Origin of the sequence: Enterobacter genomosp. O, from assembly GCF_001022965.1 — a bacterium.
GTDB lineage: Bacteria > Pseudomonadota > Gammaproteobacteria > Enterobacterales > Enterobacteriaceae > Enterobacter > Enterobacter cloacae_L.
This window is the reverse complement of the sequence record NZ_LECZ01000024.1, coordinates 412,512-432,294: the sequence shown is the minus strand read 5'-3', so window position 1 is coordinate 432,294 and position 19,783 is coordinate 412,512. Positions and strand designations below refer to the sequence as shown.

The following is a 19,783-nucleotide window of genomic DNA, read 5'->3' as shown; positions in this document are numbered from 1 at the left end:
ACGAAATTTTCATTTCATTTTTCTTCTTCCCCCTCACCCTAACCCTCTCCCACTGGGAGAGGGGATAGTTCGGTGCGGTTTTTCCCCCCTCTCCCTGAGGGAGAGGGCCGGGGTGAGGGGAAGATGTCCTCCCTTCCATGTTGTGAGATTGATAACAAAATTTATCTCATTCATCTCAAAAGTGTTAACCCACACTCAAAAACATAATTTTCACTATTTATAAAAATGAAATAAATGTTTTATTTATAGGGTCGTTAGTTCACAGCATTCACCAACACCGGGAGCCGTTATGTTTAACATTGCTTTACTGGGCGCTGGCCGAATTGGCCAGGTACATGCAGCTAACATCGCCAGCCACGGCGCGACCACGCTCTGGTCCGTGGTTGACCCGAATCAGGAATTTGCCACCCGTCTCGCCGCGCAGTATCAGGCCCGCCAGCAGAGCCTGGATGAGGCGATGACCGACCCTAACGTTCATGCCGTGCTGATCGCCTCCGCCACCGATACCCACGCGGACCTGATTGAAATGGCTGCCCGCCACGGCAAGGCCATCTTCTGTGAAAAGCCGGTACACCTCGACCTCGCCCGCGTGCGCGACTGCCTGAAGGTGGTCAAAGAGTACGACGTGCCGCTGTTCATCGGCTTTAACCGCCGCTTTGACCCGCAGTTCCGCCGCGTGAAGACCGATGCCCAGGCCGGGCGCATCGGCAAGCCGGAATCGCTGCTCATCATCTCCCGCGATCCGTCTCCGCCGCCTGCGGAGTACGTGCGCGTCTCCGGCGGCATGTTCCGCGATATGACCATCCACGACTTTGACATGGCGCGCTTCATCATGGGCGAAGAGCCGGTGTCGGTGTATGCCCAGGGCAGTAATCTGGTGGATCCGGCGATTGGCGAGGCGGGAGATATCGATACCGCGTTTATCGTTCTGAAATATGCCTCCGGCGCGATGGCCACCATCGTCAACAGCCGCCGCTCCTCGTATGGCTATGACCAGCGCCTGGAGCTGCACGGCTCCGAAGGGCTGCTGTGCGCGGGCAACATCCTTGAAAACCAGGTGCAGCACTACGGCAAACAGGGGTGCACCAGCGCGCTGCCGGAACACTTCTTCCTGCAGCGCTACAAATCCGCTTACGCCGCGGAATGGGAACACTTTGTTGCGGTCCTCCGCGGCGAAGCGGTGCCTGACTGCAGCGGCGATGATGGTGAACGTGCGCTGTACCTCGCGGATAAAGCGCTGGAGTCACTGCGCAGCCAGCGCGAGATCGTCCTCTAAACACAACCACCCTACACAGAGAGACATAATAATGAAAAAACTGATCGTAGCCGCCCTCATCGCCATGACGTCCGGGGCCGCCCTCGCCGAAAACGAGCAAATTGTTTTCAGTACGCCAAACCTGGCCATGCCGTTTGAAGTTCACATGCAGCGCACGGCGGTGAAAGCCGCAAAAGAGATGGGCGTGAAGCTTCAGGTGCTGGACGGCCAGGGCAGCTCGCCAAAACAGGTGGCTGACCTGGAAAACGCCATTACCCGCGGGGCGCAGGGCTTTATCGTCTCCCCGAACGACGTGAACGCGGTCTCCAGCGCGGTGGATGAAATTCAGGATGCGAAGCTGCCGGTCGTCACTCTTGACCGCTCCGTCGACAGCCAGAAAAAAGTGCCGCACTTCGGCGCCAACAACTACAAGGGCGGCCAGGCGATTGGCGACTTCGTCAAAACCAAATTCCCCAACGGCGCGGACATCATTCTCCTCACCGGCCAGCCGGGCTCTTCCTCCAATATTGAACGCACCAAAGGGATCCGCGACAGCCTGAAGGCGGGCGGGGATAAGTACAAGATCGTCGCCGATCAGACCGGGAACTGGATGCGTTCAGAAGGGATGCGCATCGTGGAAAGTGTGTTGCCTTCGCTGCCGAAGCGCCCGCAGGTGATCCTCTCCGCCAACGACGACATGGCGCTGGGGGCGATTGAAGCGCTGCAAAGCCAGGGCGTGAAGCCGGGCGAAATTCTGGTCACCGGCTTTGATGCGGTACCGGAAGCGCTGGCCCGCGTGCGCGATGGCTGGCTGGCGGTGACAGCGGATCAGCGTCCGGGCTTTGCGGTGCAGACGGCAATGAGCCAGCTGGTGGCTAACGTGCGCGAGAAGAAAGCCATCACCGGGGCCGACTACCCGCCGACGCTGATCACCAAAGAGAACCTGCAGCAGGCCGAGCGTATCGGTGAGGCCGGTAACTAATATGTCCCGAGCCGCCTCTGGCGGCTCATCATGAGGAGGAGCAGACCGATGTCGCAACCCTTACTGAAAGTGACCGACCTGGCCAAAAGCTTTTCCGGCGTCTGGGCGCTGAGCAGCGCTCAGCTGACCGTCGGCAGCGGAGAAATTCACGCCCTGCTGGGGGAAAACGGGGCGGGAAAATCCACGCTGCTGAAGGCGCTCGCGGGCGCGCAGCCGCAAACGCGCGGCGATATCTGGTTCAACGGCGAAGCGCTGCCGGTGGACGACTCCCCGGTGGAGCGGCAGAACAAGGGCATTATCACCATCTATCAGGAGTTCAACCTGCTGCCCAACATGACCGTCGCGGAAAACATGTTTCTCGGACGCGAGCCGCGCAGGCGTAACCTGATCGTCGACGAAAAGGCGGTCAACCAGGAGGCGAAGGTCATTCTCGATTACCTGCAGCTGAACGTCGCCCCGACCACGCCGGTCGCCCGCCTGAGCGTCGCCCAGCAGCAGATGGTGGAGATCGCCCGGGCGCTGACCCTCAACGCCCGGTTGATCATCATGGACGAACCGTCTGCCGCGCTGAGCGACAGCGAGGTGGAAAGCTTGCACCGCGTGGTGCGCGAGCTTAAAAACCGCGGCGTGAGCATTATCTACGTCACCCACCGTCTGCACGAGGTTTTCCAGCTCTGCGATCGCTTCACCGTTTTCCAGGACGGCCGCTTCACCGGCACCGGCGCGGTGGCTGAGACCAACGTCGAACAGCTGATCCGCCTGATGGTCGGGCGCGACGTGGCCTTTAATCGCCGTCCGGCCAGCGAAACCCATCATGAGGACAAACCCGTCCGCCTGGCGGTGAAGGGACTGAGCCGCGAAAAGCCGCCGCTCGATCCGCACGGCATCGCCCTGCACGACATCAGTTTCCACGTCCACGCCGGGGAGGTCTTAGGCATTGCCGGGCTGGTGGGCGCGGGGCGCACCGAGGTGGCGCGCTGCCTGTTTGGCGCAGACGCGTTTACCTCGGGCAGCTTTGAGCTGGACGGCGTGCCGTACCAGCCGCGCGACCCGCTTTATGCCCTCGACCAGGGCGTGGCTTTGGTGCCGGAAGATCGCAAAAAAGAGGGGGCGGTGCTGGGGCTGTCGATTCGCGACAACCTGTCGCTCTCCTGCCTCTCCTCGCTGCTGCAGTGGCGCTGGTTCGTCAACACCCGCAAAGAGGACGACCTGATTGAGTCCTACCGCAAAGCGCTGCAGATCAAAATGGTCAACAGCGAGCAGGAGGTGCGCAAGCTCTCCGGCGGCAACCAGCAAAAAGTGATCCTCGCGCGCTGCATGGCGCTCAACCCACGGGTGCTGATCGTCGATGAGCCGACGCGCGGCATCGACGTGGGGACCAAATCGGAAGTGCACCAGGTGCTGTTTGACATGGCGAAAAAGGGCGTGGCGGTGATCGTGATCTCCTCCGATCTGCCTGAGGTGATGGCGGTCTCTGACCGGATCATCACCCTCAGCGAAGGCCGGGTAACCGGCGAGATCCACGGTGACGACGCTAACGAAGAACGGCTGATGACGATGATGGCCATCAACCACAACGCCCTGAACGCGGCATAACGGAGTTTCTCATGACGCAGATGATTTCTAAAACGCAGGCCCCGGTCAAACGCGCCGGACGCATCGATCCCATCGCCTTCTTCGAGCGCTTCGGGGTGCTGATTTTCATGATCCTGCTGCTGATCTTCTTTCAGTCGCAGAACAGCAACTTTTTCTCTGAACGCAATCTTTTCAACATTCTGACCGAAGTCTCTATCTACGGGATCATGGCCGTGGGGATGACCTTCGTCATTCTGACCGCCGGGATCGACCTCTCCGTCGGCTCCATTCTGGCGGTGTGCGCCATGACCGCGGCGTACGTGATTAAGGGCGACAACTTCACCACCGTCGACCCGAACGCCTGGGGCGGCATGAGCTGGCTGATTGGGCTGGGAATTTGTCTGGCCATGGGCACGGCGATTGGCTTCCTGCACGGCCTGGGCGTCACCCGCCTGCGCCTGCCGCCTTTTATCGTCACCCTCGGCGGGATGACCATCTGGCGCGGCCTGACGCTGGTGATTAACGACGGTGCGCCGATCGCCGGTTTCGACCCTGGCTACCGCTGGTGGGGACGCGGGGAGCTGCTCGGTATCTCCATTCCAATCTGGATCTTCGCCATTGTCGCCATTGGCGGTTATCTGGCGCTGCATAAAACACGCTGGGGCCGCTTCGTCTACGCCATCGGCGGCAACCCGGAGGCGGCGCGCCTGGCGGGGGTGAACGTCAAGCGCGTGCTGGTCAGCGTCTACGTGCTGATTGGCTGTCTGGCGGGGCTGGCGGGCTTCATTCTGAGCGCGCGTCTGGGGAGCGCCGAGGCGGTAGCCGGGATCTCCTTTGAGCTGCGCGTCATCGCCTCGGTGGTGATTGGCGGCACCTCGCTGATGGGCGGCTACGGGCGCATCGGCGGCACCGTTATCGGCTCCATCATCATGGGTATTCTGATTAACGGCCTGGTGCTGATGAACGTCTCGGCCTACTACCAGCAGATTATCACCGGATTAATTATCGTTCTGGCGGTGGCGTTTGACACCTACGCCAAGAGCCGTCGCGGCGCACTGTGAGGATCACGATGAAAGAGGTTCGTATTGGATTGATTGGCACCGGGTATATCGGCAAGGCGCACGCTATCGCCTATGCCCAGGCCCCGACGGTGTTCAACCTGCGCGGCAGGCTGGTGCGCGAGATGGTGGCCGAGGTAAACCCGACGCTGGCGGCAGAGCGCGCGCAGGCGTTTGGCTTCAACCGCTCCACCGGGGACTGGCGGGCGCTGGTAGCCGACCCGGCCATTGACGTGGTGGATATTTGTTCGCCTAACCACCTGCATAAAGAGATGGCGCTGGAGGCGATCCGCCACGGCAAGCACGTCTACTCGGAGAAGCCGCTGGCGCTTAACGCCCACGACGCGCGCGAGATGGTCGACGCCGCGAAGCGGGCTGGGGTGAAAACGCTGGTGGGGTTCAACTACATGAAGAACCCGACGGCGCAGCTGGCGAAGGAGATTATCGCCCGCGGCGAGATTGGCGAGGTGATCCACTTCTACGGCACCCACAACGAAGACTACATGGCCGACCCGCTCTCGCCCATTCACTGGCACTGTTTCAGGGAGACCGCCGGGCTGGGCGCGCTGGGAGACCTCGCGGCGCATATCGTCAATATGGCCCAGTACCTGGTGGGAGAGATTGAGCAGGTCTGCGGCGACCTGAAGATCGTGGTCCCGGCGCGCCCGGCTAAGGCCGGATCGTCGGAGATGATTGCCGTCGAAAACGAGGATCAGGCCCACGCGATGGTGCGCTTCGCGGGCGGGGCGCAGGGCGTGATTGAAACCTCCCGCGTCGCCTGCGGCCGCAAGATGGGGCTGTCGTACGTCATTACCGGAACGAAGGGCGCCATCAGCTTCACCCAGGAGCGCATGGCGGAGCTGAAGCTCTATCTGCATGACGATCCGGTGAACCGTCAGGGGTTCCGCACGCTGCTCGTTGGCCCGTCACACCCGGACTACGCCGCGTTCTGCATGGGCGCAGGCCACGGGATTGGCTTTAACGATCAAAAAACGGTGGAGGTGCGCGACCTGGTGGACGGGATTGCCGCCGACGCGCCGATGTGGCCGGACTTCGAAGAGGGCTGGAAGGTGTCTCGCGTGCTGGACGCGATTGCGCTCTCGCACCTGCAGGGCCGCTGGCTGAACGTGAACGACATTGTCTGATGAGGTATCAACGTGGAAAAGCAGTTTGATGTGATATGCATGGGCCGCGTGGCGGTAGACCTCTACAGCCAGCAGATTGGTGCCCGTCTTGAGGATGTCTCGAGCTTCGCCAAATACCTCGGCGGGTCGTCCGGCAACGTGGCGTACGGCACCGCGCGCCAGGGTTTACGTTCGTCGATGCTGGCGCGCGTGGGCGATGAACATATGGGCCGCTTCCTGCGGGAAGAGCTCAACCAGGTGGGCTGCGATACCAGCCATCTGATTACCGATAAAGAACGCCTCACGGCGCTGGTGCTACTCGGCATTAAAGACCGGGACACCTTTCCTCTGATTTTTTATCGCGATAACTGCGCGGATATGGCCATTACGGCCAGCGATGTAGACGAAAGCTACATCGCCTCCGCACGTTGTCTTGCCATCACCGGGACCCACCTTTCTCATCCGCAGACCCGCGAGGCGGTGCTGACGGCGCTGGGCTATGCCCGCCGCCACGGCGTGCGCACGGTGCTGGACATCGACTACCGTCCGGTGCTGTGGGGGCTGACCGCCTTAGGCGACGGCGAAACGCGCTTTATCGCCGCCGATAAGGTCACCCGCGAGCTGAAGGAGGTGCTGCATCTCTTCGACGTCATTGTCGGCACCGAAGAGGAGTTTCACATTGCGGGCGGCAGCACGGATACCCTGCAGGCGCTGGGGCAGGTGCGCGCCGTCAGTGAGGCAACGCTGGTCTGCAAACGCGGCGCGCTCGGCTGTTCGGTCTATACCGACGCCATTCCGCCACGGCTGGACGACGGCCTGACGGTGACCGGCGTGCGCGTGGAGGTGCTGAACGTCCTCGGCGCAGGGGACGCGTTTATGTCCGGCCTGCTGCGCGGCTACCTGAACGACGAGGGCTGGGAACAGGCGTGCCGCTACGCCAACGCCTGCGGCGCGCTGGTGGTCTCGCGCCACGGCTGCGCCCCGGCGATGCCGAGCAAAATCGAGCTGGATGACTATCTCTCGCGCGCCGCAAGGGTGCCGCGCCCGGATCTCGATCCGCGTCTTAACCATCTCCACCGGGTGACCACCCGCCGCCGCGAGTGGCCGGAGCTGTGCGTGATGGCCTTCGACCACCGCAGCCAGCTTGAGGATATGGCGATGCAGTGCGGCGCGTCGCTTAAGCGCATTCCGGCGCTGAAGCAGCTGATCCTGAAGGCCAGCCGCGAGGCGGCGAGCCGCGCCGGGCTGGAGGGCAAAGCCGGCCTGCTGTGCGACGGCACCTTTGGTCAGGACGCGCTGAACGCGATCACCGGGGAAGGGTGGTGGATTGGTCGCCCCATTGAGCTGCCGGGCTCGCGGCCGCTGGAGATGGAGCACGGCAACATCGGCACCCAGCTTATCAGCTGGCCGCAGGAGCACGTGGTGAAGTGCCTGGTCTTTTTCCATCCGGAAGACGCCCACGGCCTGCGCCTGGAGCAGGAGCAGAAAATCGCCGAGGTGTACCACGCCTGCTGCCGGTCCGGGCACGAGCTGCTGCTGGAGGTGATTCTGCCCGCGACCATGCCGCGCAGCGACGAGCTCTACCTGCGCGCCATCTCCCGCTTCTACAACCTCGGCATTTACCCGGACTGGTGGAAGCTGCCGCCGCTCTCGGCCGACGGCTGGACGGCGCTGAGCGAGATTATCGCGCGCCGGGACCCGCACTGCCGCGGGGTGGTGATCCTCGGTCTGGACGCCCCGGCAGAACAGCTGCGCGCCGACTTCAAAGCCGCATCGGGGCAGGCGCTGGTCAAAGGCTTCGCCGTAGGGCGCACGCTGTTTGGCGATGCCTCCCGCGCGTGGCTGAAACACGATATTGACGATGCGCAGCTGGTGGCGCGCATCCGGGACAACTACCTGCAGCTCATCGCCTGGTGGCGCGAGCGCGGACACGCATAATGGAGACGACAATGAGTGTACAACTGGGCATTAACCCGCTGACGTGGACGAACGACGATCTGCCTTCACTCGGCGCGGAGACGTCGCTGGAGACCTGTCTGAGCGAAGGAAAAGAGGCCGGTTTCGCCGGTTTCGAACTGGGCAATAAGTTCCCGCGCGAAGCGCGCCTGCTCGGCCCCATCCTGCAGCGCCACGACCTGCAGCTGGTGTCCGGCTGGTACTCTGGCCGCCTGCTGGAACGCAGCGTGGAGGAGGAGATCGCCGCCGTGCAGTCCCACCTGACGCTGCTGCGCGAGCTGGGGGCGAAGGTGCTGGTGTTTGCGGAAGTGAGCGGCTGCATTCACGGCGAGCAGCAGACCCCGGTGCATCTGCGCCCGCGCTTCCCGCAGGCGCGCTGGAAGGAGTACGGCGAGAAGCTCACCGAATTTGCCCGCTACACCCAGCAGCAGGGCGTGCAGATTGCCTATCATCACCATATGGGCACGGTGATTGAGTCTGCCGACGACGTGGACAACCTGATGAGCCACACCGGAGAGGAGGTTGGATTGCTGCTGGATACCGGTCATCTGACCTTTGCCGGGGCCGATCCGCTGGCGGTGGCGCAGCGCTGGGCGTCGCGCATCAACCACGTTCACTGCAAAGACGTGCGCGCCGACGTGCTGGCGGACGTGAAAAATCGCAAAACCAGCTTCCTCGACGCGGTGCTGAGCGGCGTGTTTACCGTGCCGGGCGACGGCTGCGTGGACTACCCGCCGATCATGCGGCTGCTGAAAGCGCAGGACTATCACGGCTGGCTGGTGGTGGAGGCCGAGCAGGATCCGGCGATTGCCCATCCGCTGACGTACGCCCGTCTGGGCTATAACAACCTGAGCCGCCTGGCGCGCGACGCCGGGCTTATCTGAGGAGGCGACATGTCACGTCTGTTATCACGCTGGCAACAGCCGAACGGAGAGGGACGCACGCAGTCCATCACGCCGGAACGCGCCGGCTGGGGATATGTTGGCTTTGAAGCGTATGAGCTGCAGGAGGGGCAGCAGCTGACGCTGCCCGCCGTCAGCGAAGAGCGCTGCCTGGTGCTGGTCGCCGGACGCGCCTCCATCAGCACGCCTTCCGCGCAGTTTAACGACATCGGCGAGCGGATGAGCCCGTTCGAGCGCATCAAGCCGTGGGCGGTTTACGTCACCCCGCAGGAGACGGTGCAGGTGAAGGCGCTGACGAAGCTGGAGCTGGCGGTCTGCGCCGCCCCCGGCAAAGGCACGTACCCTACGCGGCTGATTGCCCCGCAGGATATCAACGCCGAAGCGCGCGGCAAGGGCAACAACCAGCGCTACGTGCACAACATTCTGCCGGAAGACAAGCCCGCCGACAGCCTGCTGGTGGTGGAGGTGTGGACCAATGAGGGCTGCACCAGCTCGTACCCGAGCCATAAGCACGACACGGATAATCCGCCGCAGGAGACCTATCTGGAAGAGACCTACTACCATCGCCTCAACCCGGAGCAAGGGTTCTGCATGCAGCGCGTCTATACCGACGACAGAACGCTGGATGAGTGCATGGCGGTCTACAACCGCGATGTGGTCATGGTACCGAAGGGCTACCATCCGGTGGCGACGATGGCCGGGTATGACAGCTATTACCTCAACGTGATGGCGGGGCCGGTGCGCAAATGGATGTTTACCTGGGAAGAGGACCACGCGTGGATTAATCGCGATTATCCCGCGCAGAGGGGCAACTGAGGCGGCCTTTCTTGTCGGGTGGCGCTGCGCTTACCCGACCTACGAAACCGTAGGCCCGCGCAAGCGCAGCGCCACCGGGCGAATTGACCTCAGTGCGCCCGCCTCGCCTGCTCAATCGTGCGGGCGATGGCGTCCGGCTGGCTCACCATCGACACGTGGCTCGCCGCCACCTCGGTGGTTTTTGCGTGGATCGTCTTCGCCATTGCGCGCTCAAGCGCCGGGTTAATCATCCTGTCATTCTCGCTCACCACGTACCAACTCGGCTTAGTGCGCCACGCGGCACGAGTAACCTTTTCGCCAAACGCATCGCCCTTTATGGGCCCCTGCGTAGCCGCAATGGTCTGTTGTTCACCCGGTTTCACGTCAGGCGCGAAGTCCTTCCTGACGGCGTCCGTTGGCAGATACAAATAGCCGTCCGACGTTTTGGCAATGTCCGCGCTGCCCGGCGGCGCGGGGAAGCTTCCTGCCAGATCCGCCGTCGACTGACCGGAATCCGGCGCAAATGCCGCCACGTAAACCAGTGATTTTACCCGAGCATCGTTGCCCGCTTCGCTAATCACGGTGCCGCCCCACGAGTGGCCTACCAGCACCACATCACCCTGGGCGCGGGCGATGGCTCGCCGCGTGGCGGCAACGTCATCTTTTAGCGACGTAAGCGGCAGCTGGACGGCAATGACCTCTGCGTGCTGTTTCTGCAACAGGGTAATCACCTTATTCCAGCTGCTGCCGTCGGCAAACGCGCCGTGCACCAGCACCACGCTGGTTTTACTCTCCGCAAAGGCGCTGGCGGAAAGCGCCAGCAGGCCTGCCGTCAGTACAGTCAGTGCTTTCATTCTGGGGCTCCTTAAAAATGGTGGACCGCCGCGTGGGGCGGGACGGTGAATTCAATGGTTTTGTGGTCGAGCGGCTTGTGCGTCGGGTCGGCCAGAATAATCGTCACCTTGTGCTTGCCGGCGGGCAGCCCCACCAGGATCACCGGTTCTCCGCTGGCGTCAGCCCAGTGCCACGGCGCGTCATCCACCACCACGTGAATGTGCCCGATGCGCGGCGTGACCCTGAGCGCATCGGGCCCGAATACCGGCTCGATGCGCAGGTTTTCGGCCCGATACTGAATAAATACCGCGCCTTTGCTCAGCGGGCCGGCAAGGGGCGGATCGACAATCAGTTTTGCCGGCGGCTGCGGGCGTTCCAGCGGGGCAACGGCGGCGGGGCCGTTAACGTCGGCGGCGCTCAGGTTGTCCAGGGGCGCGGCCCAGGCGCCGCTGGTCGACGCCAGGGCCAGTAGTGGGAACAGTAAATAACGGCGAATCATCGGTGTGTCTCCTCATTGGTTCGAAATGATGTCAGACACAGATAACCGTTTTTATGTATCGGAGATATTTGCCGGAGGGGGCGTTTTGTACCCGTTTGTCAGCGTGGCCTGCTGGATACAGTGCGATACAGTTTGCCTGCCGGGACGGCGCACGATCGCTATCGCCAGCCCGGCAATTACCAGCGTCAGGCCCGTTGACACCCACATTGCGCCAGCGATCCCCAGCGTTTTGTTGAGCCACGCATAGGCAAACGGTGAGGCTGCCGCCATAAGCTGGCCGGGGATAAGCAGCATGCCCGTACGGCGGGCATAGCTTTCCACGCTAAACAGCTCCAGCGGCAGAGTGGCTTTTACGATGGTAACCAGCCCGTTGATGGCCCCGTAGCCCAGCACAAAGCCGGCCGCGGACCAGACAAACAGGGCGCTGCTTATCCCCAGAAGAAAACAGAGCGGCATGGCGAGAGCGGTAAAAAGCGTTAATGAGAAGGGGGTGACGCGGGCTCCCGCCAGAACCTCCAGGGCGCGCGCGCCCGTCTGGCCGAACCCCCACAGCATGCCGATGGCGACCGGCAGGCCGCAGCTTTCAATAAACTCCGGCAGATGTGTAGAGGTGCCGTTCGAGACAAAGGTGATGAGGGCAATAAAGGCGGCATAAAGCCATCCGTTACGCCGCTCGCTGTTCAGCGGCGGCGCGGTGACCTTTGTCGTCGCCGTCAGCCGCTGCCGGGGAAGCGTGCGTATCAGCACCGCGCTCAGCAGGCCAAAGAGGGCATAGACGCGCAGCGCATCCTGCCAGCTCATGATGTGAAGCAGGCCATCACCCAGCGGCCAGAAGACGGCGGAGGCCAGCCCGCCCGCCAGCGTGACGCGTGAGATTGTTCTTCGCGCCTGCTGTCCGTAGAGATTCACCAGCGCGGCGAATAGCGCATCGTACAGCGAGAGGCGCATCCCGACGCCGGTGACCAGCCAGGCGCAGTACCAGCCAACAAGCGTCTGGGTATACGCCATCCCCGCGCAGCTGATGGCGATCAGCAACGTGCCGCTCATCACCACCTTCTGGCCGCCAAAGCGCGCCAGCAGACGGGCGACAAACGGGGAGATCGCCGCCATCACCAGCATCGCCAGCGTCAGGCCGAGGTAAATCTGCGGTGATGACCATCCCCGGTCGGCTGAAATGGCCAGCGCAAAGGTGCCGGGCATGTAAAACGAGATCCCCCAGTTGATGAGTTGATTACATCCCGCCGTGAGGGCGAGTCGGCGAGGCAGGGCAGGTGTTTCCATTGTTTTCATTCCGCTGTGCAGTTGTCCTGAGCATAACTCGCGCGGTATTGTGCTGGCAGGGCAGCAACCTTATGTGCGGTATAAGAGAAACTTTGAATGACGACGCTTAATCTGGGCTATCTCGCCACGTTCCGTCTGGCGATCCAGCGCGGCAGCTTTTCAGCGGCAGCGGATCTGCTGGGCATTTCCCAGCCCGCTGTGAGCCTGCAAATCCGCCAGCTGGAGCAATTTCTGCAAACGCGGCTGGTGGAGCGTACCGGGCGGGGCATTAAGGCGACGGATGCCGGACAGGCTTTACTGGCGCACGGGGAGCGTATTCAGCAGGCGGTGGATGAAGCCATCCGCTCCGTGAGCGCGTTCAGCCACGACGTGAGCGGCACCATTACGCTTGGCACGGGGGCAACAGCCTGCATTCATCTTCTGCCACCGCTGCTGGAACAACTACGCCGCGAGTTTCCGCTCCTGAGCGTGGGGGTGACGACGGGCAACACCCTCGACATCGTCAGGGCCATCGAAGAAAACCGTCTCGATATGGGGCTGGTGACGCTGCCGGTGAGCGGAAGAGCGCTGGACGTCATGCCGGTGATGGACGAGGAGTTTGTCTTTATCGCGTCGCGGGAGCAGCAGGATGCATTCAGGGATCTCACCCCGGAAGCGCTGCACGCTCAGCCGCTGATTGCCTTTGAATCCGGCAGCGGTACCCGGGCGCTGATTGATGGCTGGTTTGCGGGCAATGGGTTAACGATCGCGCCGGTGATGCAGCTTGGCAGCATAGAGGCGATTAAACGGATGGTTCGCGCGGGGCTGGGCTACAGCATTGTGCCGCGCATGGCGGTCAAACAGGATGCCGATCGCGACGGGCTGTGCGTGATGTCGCTGACGCCCGTGCTGCAGCGGCAGCTGGCCGTGGTGATGCGGCAGGACAAAATCCTGAGCAAAGGCATAGCGGGCATTATTCGGATACTGCAAAACCCTCCGGCGGCCTAGCGGTCAGCGGTGTCGACGGTCAGGCTGGATTGCTGTGAGTGGGTTTTATCCTGATGGTGGTACCAGGCGCCAATCGAAGAGTAAACGAAGCGGCCAAAGAAAAACAGGAAGCTGATGAGCAGTATGATGCGGGTCATCCGGGTGTTAAATCGATGTCGTTTGCGCATACGCGTGACCTGACTCACTCTGTTTTTCCTGGGTAAGCCCATTTGGGCGATGAGGATATTAAGGCACAGCGGGAAGAGGGGGTCAATTCTGCTGTGTGTAAATAACCGTCAATGTTTACATTAATTGATGTTATTGAATTTAATTAATGCATTTACCATATTGATAATATGAAGAAAATTATTTCAAAAAAAACATCACAAAGCGTTATTTGCGTAAATTAGTTTGATTTAAGTCAACGGATTCCCGGCCCTGATATTTAAAATCCTTCCTCCACACTGTTCGCCCCGCACGTTGCCGGGCAGCGCGTACGTCAGGTTGGATGCCTGTCTTTATTTTCCCTCTGGAGCGATAGGGGTTTAACCGGGCATCTATGAAAATTCTCGCTTTCCTGATAAGAAATGAAAACCGCTGGTGGGCATTGCCGCTTATTTTGCCTGTGGTTTTACTTCCCGTACTGAGCGTCGCGAATACATTCACGCAGCTGGGCGACGGTATTGCGGCACTCTATTATTTGCCCCTCTCGTTTTTGCTTTCGCTGATGATGTTCTTTGGCCTGGGAGCCCTTCCCGGGATCGCGCTGTCGCTGTTTATCCGCTATTACCCGTCGGTCGGGATGTTTGAAACCGTCGCCGGTATGCTCCATTTTATCATCCCTTTAGTGCTCAGCTGGGGCGGTTACCGGGTGTTTGCGCCCCGACGGAATATGACGGCTTACGGCGACGTCCGGCTGATGGCGCAGCGCATCTTCTGGCAGGTCTTCTGCCCCGCAACGCTGTTTCTGGTGCTGTTTCAGTTTGCGGTCTATCTGGGCGTGTATGAGAGCCGACAGAGCCTGGCGGGATTAAACCCTCTCAATATTCGCACGCTCATTAACTACCAGGCGCTGCTGGTCAGCGGGCTGACGGGCGTGCCGTTGAGCTATCTGCTAATCCGCCTGATTCGCCATCCGCGTTATGTCAAAAGCCTTGTCTCGCAGATCCGCTCCCAGATAGACAAAAAGGTGACGATCGTGGAGTTTTTACTGTGGGCGATTGCGCTTGGCGGGCTGCTTTCGCTGCTGCTGCTGCCGATGAATGAAAACAGCTCCATTTTCACCACCAACTACACCCTGTCGCTGCTGATGCCGGTGATGCTCTGGGGCGCGATGCGTTTTGGCTATAAGCTGATATCGCTGATCTGGACGCCGGTGCTGCTGGTGTCTATTCACTATTTTTACCACTATATCCCGGTGAATCAGGGGTATGACATTCAGCTGGCGATCACCTCTTCCAGCTACCTGGTCTTCTCGTTTGTGGTGATTTATATGTCAATGCTGGCAACTCGCCAGCGCGCCGTGAATAAACGTTCCCGCAGGCTGGCGCTGCTCGACCCGGTCGTGCACATGCCTAACCTTCGGGCCTTGACGCGCGATCTGGCGAAGAACCCGTGGTCGGCGCTCTGCCTGCTGCGTATTCCGGAGCTGGAAATTCTGGGCCGAAATTACGGCGTGTTGCTGCGTATTTTGTACAAGCAGCAGCTGGCGCAGTGGGTTAACGGCACGCTCCAGCCCAATGAGCAGGTATACCACCTGACCGGGTATGACCTGGCGGTGCGACTCAACGCGGAATCGCACCAGCAGCGGATTGAGGCCCTGGACGAGCATATCAAACAATTCCGCTTCGTCTGGGACGGCATGCCGCTGCAGCCGCAGGTTGGCGTGAGCTACTGCTATGTACGGTCTCCGGTTAACCATCTCTACCTGGTCCTGGGGGAGCTCGGGGTGGTTGCCGATCTGTCGCTCTCCTCCAACCATCCGGAAAATCTTCAGCAGCGTGGTGCGGTCCATTTGCAGCGCAGCCTGAAGGATAAAGTCGCCATGATGAGCCGCCTGCAAAAGGCGCTCGATAACAACGAATTCACCCTGCTGGCGCAGCCCGTTCGCGGCCTGCGTGGCGATCGCTATCACGAAGTCCTGCTGCGGATGCCGGATATCAACGGGGTATTGATCTCTCCCGATCTATTCTTGCCCGTCGCACAGGAGTTTGGTTTGTCCTCGCGGGTGGATTTATGGGTGCTGGAGCACACCCTGCGCTTCCTGGCCGCGCATCGCGAAAGGCTGCCCGGCCAGCGTTTTGCCATTAACCTGGCCCCGTCAACCGTGTGTCGGGTGCAGTTCCCGCTTGAGGTCAGCCGCCTGCTGGCGAAATACGCCATTGAGCCGTGGCAGCTGATTTTTGAGGTGACCGAGTGCAGCACCTTCGGCAGCGGGGAGCAGGCGCTACACATCCTCCAGCAGCTGCAGAAAATGGGGGTACGCATTGCGATTGATGATTTCGGCACCGGGTACGCGAGCTATGCGCGGCTGAAAAGCGTGGATGCGGACATACTCAAGATCGACGGCAGCTTTATCCGCAATATCGTCAATAACAGCCTGGATTACCAGATAGTGGCTTCGATCTGCCATCTGGCGCGCATGAAGAAAATGCTGGTGGTGGCAGAGTATGTTGAGACCGAAGAGATACGTAGCGCGGTTCACGCGCTAGGCATCGATTACGTGCAGGGTTATCTGATTGGCAGGCCAGCACCGCTTGAGTCGCTGCTGGAAGCTGAGGCGTCCACCGCGGACGCCTGAGCCGTTACGCGGCGACGTCGGCGCTCTCTTCTTCGATTTTGAGCAGCCAGCCGGTGACCGCTTCCCAGTACTGCTGCTCTTTTTCCAGGTCCAGCAGGACCAGCGCGTTCTGGCTAAACCAGTCGTGTGGGAAGCTCAGCGTCCAGTGATGGTCGTCGGTTTTCAGCTTCAGCGTTGGCGGCGTGGTGGTGGCCTGACGCTGGTTGTTGAGCAGCACGCCCAGGCGCAGCAGCTGAATCATCGGCAGGAACTGCTTCTTCTTGAACAGCGTGAAGCGCGGCAGATCGTCGAGCTTGATGGCTTTACGGTGATAGCGCACCAGGGTTGCCATCATGGTTTGCTGCTCCTGGTTGAAGCCGGGCAGATCGCTGTTTTGCAGAATATAGGCCGAATGGCGGTGCATCCCGCTGTGGTTAATGTTCAGTCCCACTTCGTGCAGCATCGCGGCCCATTTCAGCAGGGCGGCAAGCTGCGGATGGGCCAGCTTAGGGTTCTGCTCCTGCCACTGATCGTACATCTGAACGGTCGTTTCCAGCACGCGCTTCGCCTGTTCACGGTCGATGTTGTACTGGTTTGCCAGGCTTTGCGCGGTGCGGCTGCGGATATCCTGATGGCGGAAGCGGCCTTCCATCTCATACAGCACACCTTCACGCAGCGCGCCGTCAGAAAGACGCAGCTCTTTAATGGCCAGCGCATCAAACACGCCGCAGAGGATAGCCAGGCCCGGCACGAAGACCGCTTTGCGCTCGTCGGAAAGACCCGGCAGGCTTAGGGCGTCGAAGCTTTTATGTTTCAGTACTTCTTCGGTAAGCAGCGTCAGGCGCTCGGGCGTGATAAACCCGTCTTTTTCACCCATCGCCAGCAGCACTTCATGCGCCGCTTTGATGGTGCCTGACGCGCCCAGCGCGACATTCCAGCCCTGAATACGGTACTGCCAGGCCAGGTTTTCCAGCTTCTGGACAGCGGCCATACGCGCGCGCTGGAAATTTTCACGGGTGATGGTGCCGCCCGGGAAATACATCTGCGCGAAGCTGACGCAGCCCATACGGCGGCTTTCCACCAGGCGCGGCTCAAAGTCTTCGCCGATCACCAGCTCCGTAGAGCCGCCGCCGATGTCGATAACCAGCTTGCGCCCTTTTTCCGGCTGGGTGTGTTCAACGCCCATGAAAATCAGACGCGCCTCTTCGTTGCCGGAGATGATCTCAATCGGGTAGGGGATCACTTTTTCGGCCCGCTTGAGGAATTCTGGCGCGTTCATCGCCTGTCGCAGGGTGTGGGTGCCCACGATGCATACGCTGGAGGGCGAGAAGCCCTGCAGGCGTTCGGCAAACAGCGACAGGCAGTTTAACCCACGCTCCATTGCCTCTTCGCTAAGCATGCTGCGCTCGTCAAGGCCATCCGCCAGGTGCACGCGCTGCTTCAGACGACCGATGATTTGCAGCGCGCCATCCACCTCACGGGCGATGACCATGTGGAAACTGTTAGAGCCAAGATCGACCGCGGCGAATTCCTGCGGGCGTGGGGTCTTATCATTTATCGGCATAGGTTAATCGGGTTGCTCGAGTGATTTGATATAGTCGTAAATCGCCAGTTGCGACCGCACTTTACGACGGTTGCCGCGCGGTACGTAGCGGTTACTGAGTTCTTTGTCGATATAGCGTGCTTTCACGGTATCGCTGAACAGAATCTCGATGATGTCGAGGATCTGCTGCTTCAGACGCGGATCCAGCAGCGGCGTCGCGACTTCAATTCGGTAGTCAATATTGCGCGTCATCCAGTCTGCAGAAGAGAGATAGACCTGTTTATCACCCGCATTATCAAAAATATAGACCCGATCGTGTTCCAGGTAACGGTCAACAATGCTGATCACGCGAATATTGTCGCTGATGCCTTCCAGTTCCGGGATCAGGGAGCACATGCCGCGGATCAGCAGGTTAACCGGCACGCCGGAGCTGGACGCCGCGTACAGCCTGTCCACCAGCCCTTTGTCGACCAGGTTGTTGAGCTTCAGCGTGATGCCGGACGACAGCCCTTTCTGGGCATTGGCGATCTCTTTATCGATCATATCGTACAGCAGGCGGCGCGAGTTCTGCGGCGACACCAGCAGATAATCGAAGCTCACCGGCCGGTACGGGTTCTCAATAAAGTTAAATACGCGACGCACCTCGTTCGTGATGCGGGCATCCGCGGTCAGCAGCGAGTAGTCGGTATAAATTCGCGCGGTTTTCTCGTTAAAGTTCCCGGTACCGATGTGGGCATAACGCACGACATCGTCGCCCTCTTTACGGGAGATCAGGAACAGCTTGGCGTGAATTTTCAGCCCCGGCGCGGAGAAGATAACGTGTACGCCCGCTTCCGTCAGACGGCGCGCCCAGTGAATATTCGCCTCTTCGTCGAAGCGCGCCTGCAGCTCAACCACCACGGTCACTTTTTTGGCGTTGTGCGCCGCATGGATCATCGCATCGATGATGCGGGAATCTTTTGCCACGCGGTAGATGTTGATTTTGATCGCCAGAACGCTTGGGTCGAAAGAGGCCTGACGCAGCAGTTCCAGCACGTGCTCGAACGTGTGGTACGGATAGTAGAGCAGGACATCGCGTTCGCGAATGGCGTCGAATCCGTTGCGGAATTTATCGAACCACAGATGGCGCAGGCGCGGCAGCGGCTTGTTGACCAGATTGGCTTTGCCGACGTTCGGGAAGCCAATAAAGTCTTTAAAGTTGTGGTAGCGGCCACCCGGCACGATGGAGTCATAGCGCGAAATGGTCAGTTTATCGCGCAGCATCTCCACCATGGCGTCCGGCATATCGCGCTGATAAACAAAGCGCACCGGCTCGGCCGTCAGGCGCTGTTTCAGGCTGGAGGACATCAGCTCCATCAGGCTGGCTTCCATCTCGTGCACCAGGTCATATTCGGCGTCACGGGTCATCTTCATCGAGTAGGCGTTTAGCGCATCGTAATCGAAGAAGCCTTTAAAGATGTCGTCCAGGCAGTAGCGCAGGATGTTATCCAGCAGGATCATCGGCTTGCGTCTGCGCGGGGTTTCCGGCGGCAGGTTCACAAAGCGTGGCACCTTGTCGGACGGGATCTCCAGCAGCGCGTAACGGATAGACTCACCGCGAATGATCTCCACCGCCAGGTAGGTGTAGTCATCTTTCAGGAACTGCACCAGATCGGTTTCGCGGTTGATCAGAATCGGGGTAATGTGCTGGCGCAGATAGTGTTTGAAGTAGTGGCGCAGCCAGTTTTGCTGGTTAACGGAAAGCTGGCGTTCGTTAATCAGGAAGATTTGATTACGCGCCATTTCCAGCAGGAGTTCGTTATACAGGCCGTCAAATTCCTGATCGGCTTTCAGCACGCGGGACTGGATTTTGCCCAGCAGATGACGCGAGTGAGAGTTTAAGCCCTGTTCTTCGCTAATGATGATGCGCCTTTTCAGCTCGGCAAAGCGAACCTTATAGAACTCATCCAGGTTATTGGAATAAATGCCCAAGAAACGCATGCGCTCGATCAGCGGGTTACTTTTGTCAGCCGCTTCCTGGAGTACACGTTCGTTGAATGCTAACCAGCTTAGCTCTTTCTCGATATATAACTTTTCCTGACCCATTACAGCTCACACTCCAGTTCAATCACAGGACGTGGTAAATCCGTCTCGTCCTTATTATGGCGAGCATTTCCACGATATGTCCAACAGTGCCAGAAAAGTATGACAGTTATTTTTTTTGTTGGGGATTTTAGAAGGTTGGAGAAGGGGAT

The 19,783-nt window shown here is 60.2% G+C and carries 16 protein-coding genes; 10 read left to right on the top strand and 6 right to left on the bottom strand.

All coding sequences use genetic code 11. The features are described 5' to 3' along the window. Positions 1–289: 289 nt before the first annotated feature. The 8 genes from iolG to iolB are packed head-to-tail and all read left to right on the top strand — an operon-like array spanning position 290 to position 9,668. On the top strand, positions 290–1,276 hold the full coding sequence (gene iolG, locus ABR39_RS09545; RefSeq protein ID WP_042715811.1) for an inositol 2-dehydrogenase: 987 nt from the start codon (positions 290–292) through the stop codon (positions 1,274–1,276). Positions 1,277–1,307: 31 nt separating this feature from the next. Further along, complete coding sequence (locus ABR39_RS09540; protein ID WP_023308788.1) at positions 1,308–2,237, top strand: sugar ABC transporter substrate-binding protein; 930 nt, start codon at positions 1,308–1,310, stop codon at positions 2,235–2,237. A 48-nt stretch (positions 2,238–2,285) separates the two neighbouring features. Further along, the gene (locus ABR39_RS09535) at positions 2,286–3,833 is read left to right on the top strand and encodes a sugar ABC transporter ATP-binding protein (RefSeq protein WP_047346736.1); all 1,548 of its coding nucleotides are present in this window, start codon (positions 2,286–2,288) and stop codon (positions 3,831–3,833) included. Between the two features lie 11 nt (positions 3,834–3,844). Continuing rightward, complete coding sequence (locus tag ABR39_RS09530) at positions 3,845–4,873, top strand: ABC transporter permease (protein WP_047346735.1); 1,029 nt, start codon at positions 3,845–3,847, stop codon at positions 4,871–4,873. A gap of 8 nt (positions 4,874–4,881) precedes the next feature. Further along, positions 4,882–6,015 (top strand): Gfo/Idh/MocA family protein, encoded by a 1,134-nt coding sequence (locus ABR39_RS09525; RefSeq protein ID WP_047346734.1) that lies wholly within the window; start codon positions 4,882–4,884, stop codon positions 6,013–6,015. 12 nt (positions 6,016–6,027) lie between these two features. Then, positions 6,028–7,932: a bifunctional 5-dehydro-2-deoxygluconokinase/5-dehydro-2-deoxyphosphogluconate aldolase gene (locus ABR39_RS09520; protein ID WP_047346733.1), complete on the top strand. Its 1,905-nt coding sequence runs from the start codon at positions 6,028–6,030 to the stop codon at positions 7,930–7,932. A gap of 11 nt (positions 7,933–7,943) precedes the next feature. Then, positions 7,944–8,834 carry a myo-inosose-2 dehydratase gene (gene iolE, locus ABR39_RS09515; protein ID WP_047346732.1) on the top strand — a complete coding sequence of 297 codons (891 nt, stop codon included), beginning with the start codon at positions 7,944–7,946 and terminating at the stop codon, positions 8,832–8,834. A 9-nt stretch (positions 8,835–8,843) separates the two neighbouring features. Further along, positions 8,844–9,668, top strand: a complete 825-nt coding sequence (gene iolB, locus ABR39_RS09510) for a 5-deoxy-glucuronate isomerase (protein ID WP_047346731.1) — start codon at positions 8,844–8,846, stop codon at positions 9,666–9,668. An 89-nt stretch (positions 9,669–9,757) separates the two neighbouring features. Here iolB and ABR39_RS09505 read toward each other — a convergent pair whose 3' ends face one another. The 3 genes from ABR39_RS09505 to ABR39_RS09495 are packed head-to-tail and all read right to left on the bottom strand — an operon-like array spanning position 9,758 to position 12,261. Continuing rightward, positions 9,758–10,501: an alpha/beta fold hydrolase gene (locus tag ABR39_RS09505; protein ID WP_047346730.1), complete on the bottom strand. Its 744-nt coding sequence runs from the start codon at positions 10,499–10,501 to the stop codon at positions 9,758–9,760. Between the two features lie 11 nt (positions 10,502–10,512). Then, on the bottom strand, positions 10,513–10,980 hold the full coding sequence (locus tag ABR39_RS09500) for a DUF6130 family protein (RefSeq protein ID WP_047346729.1): 468 nt from the start codon (positions 10,978–10,980) through the stop codon (positions 10,513–10,515). Positions 10,981–11,031: 51 nt separating this feature from the next. Beyond that, positions 11,032–12,261 (bottom strand): MFS transporter, encoded by a 1,230-nt coding sequence (locus tag ABR39_RS09495; RefSeq protein WP_047346728.1) that lies wholly within the window; start codon positions 12,259–12,261, stop codon positions 11,032–11,034. Between the two features lie 96 nt (positions 12,262–12,357). On the opposite strand from ABR39_RS09495, the gene ABR39_RS09490 reads away from it, so the two are divergent. Continuing rightward, the gene (locus tag ABR39_RS09490; protein ID WP_047346727.1) at positions 12,358–13,248 is read left to right on the top strand and encodes a LysR family transcriptional regulator; all 891 of its coding nucleotides are present in this window, start codon (positions 12,358–12,360) and stop codon (positions 13,246–13,248) included. Here ABR39_RS09490 and ABR39_RS09485 read toward each other — a convergent pair. Continuing rightward, the gene (locus ABR39_RS09485; RefSeq protein ID WP_065365747.1) at positions 13,245–13,415 is read right to left on the bottom strand and encodes a YfgG family protein; all 171 of its coding nucleotides are present in this window, start codon (positions 13,413–13,415) and stop codon (positions 13,245–13,247) included. The two genes, ABR39_RS09490 and ABR39_RS09485, sit on opposite strands and share 4 nt — an antisense overlap. Positions 13,416–13,786: 371 nt before the next feature. Between ABR39_RS09485 and ABR39_RS09480 the strand changes: the two genes are divergently transcribed. Continuing rightward, complete coding sequence (locus ABR39_RS09480) at positions 13,787–16,027, top strand: EAL domain-containing protein (RefSeq protein ID WP_047346725.1); 2,241 nt, start codon at positions 13,787–13,789, stop codon at positions 16,025–16,027. Positions 16,028–16,031: 4 nt separating this feature from the next. Here ABR39_RS09480 and ppx read toward each other — a convergent pair whose 3' ends face one another. Together ppx and ppk1 are read right to left on the bottom strand one after the other, a co-directional pair. Then, entirely contained in the window at positions 16,032–17,570 is a 1,539-nt protein-coding gene (gene ppx, locus ABR39_RS09475; RefSeq protein WP_047346724.1) for an exopolyphosphatase, read from the bottom strand. Positions 17,571–17,573: 3 nt separating this feature from the next. After that, on the bottom strand, positions 17,574–19,634 hold the full coding sequence (ppk1, locus tag ABR39_RS09470; RefSeq protein WP_047346723.1) for a polyphosphate kinase 1: 2,061 nt from the start codon (positions 19,632–19,634) through the stop codon (positions 17,574–17,576). Positions 19,635–19,783: the final 149 nt, after the last annotated feature.

Excerpts from the sequence above, each read along its gene's own strand:
- ppk1 (WP_047346723.1), bottom strand. The coding sequence starts at position 19,634 with ATGGGTCAGGAAAAGTTATATATCGAGAAAGAGCTAAGCTGGTTAGCA.
- ABR39_RS09495 (WP_047346728.1), bottom strand. The coding sequence starts at position 12,261 with ATGGAAACACCTGCCCTGCCTCGCCGACTCGCCCTCACGGCGGGATGT.
- iolG (WP_042715811.1), top strand. The coding sequence starts at position 290 with ATGTTTAACATTGCTTTACTGGGCGCTGGCCGAATTGGCCAGGTACAT.
- ABR39_RS09490 (WP_047346727.1), top strand. The coding sequence starts at position 12,358 with ATGACGACGCTTAATCTGGGCTATCTCGCCACGTTCCGTCTGGCGATC.
- ABR39_RS09530 (WP_047346735.1), top strand. The coding sequence starts at position 3,845 with ATGACGCAGATGATTTCTAAAACGCAGGCCCCGGTCAAACGCGCCGGA.
- ABR39_RS09525 (WP_047346734.1), top strand. The coding sequence starts at position 4,882 with ATGAAAGAGGTTCGTATTGGATTGATTGGCACCGGGTATATCGGCAAG.
- ABR39_RS09505 (WP_047346730.1), bottom strand. The coding sequence starts at position 10,501 with ATGAAAGCACTGACTGTACTGACGGCAGGCCTGCTGGCGCTTTCCGCC.
- ABR39_RS09480 (WP_047346725.1), top strand. The coding sequence starts at position 13,787 with ATGAAAATTCTCGCTTTCCTGATAAGAAATGAAAACCGCTGGTGGGCA.
- iolE (WP_047346732.1), top strand. The coding sequence starts at position 7,944 with ATGAGTGTACAACTGGGCATTAACCCGCTGACGTGGACGAACGACGAT.
- ABR39_RS09485 (WP_065365747.1), bottom strand. The coding sequence starts at position 13,415 with ATGCGCAAACGACATCGATTTAACACCCGGATGACCCGCATCATACTG.
- ABR39_RS09540 (WP_023308788.1), top strand. The coding sequence starts at position 1,308 with ATGAAAAAACTGATCGTAGCCGCCCTCATCGCCATGACGTCCGGGGCC.
- ABR39_RS09535 (WP_047346736.1), top strand. The coding sequence starts at position 2,286 with ATGTCGCAACCCTTACTGAAAGTGACCGACCTGGCCAAAAGCTTTTCC.
- ABR39_RS09500 (WP_047346729.1), bottom strand. The coding sequence starts at position 10,980 with ATGATTCGCCGTTATTTACTGTTCCCACTACTGGCCCTGGCGTCGACC.
- iolB (WP_047346731.1), top strand. The coding sequence starts at position 8,844 with ATGTCACGTCTGTTATCACGCTGGCAACAGCCGAACGGAGAGGGACGC.
- ppx (WP_047346724.1), bottom strand. The coding sequence starts at position 17,570 with ATGCCGATAAATGATAAGACCCCACGCCCGCAGGAATTCGCCGCGGTC.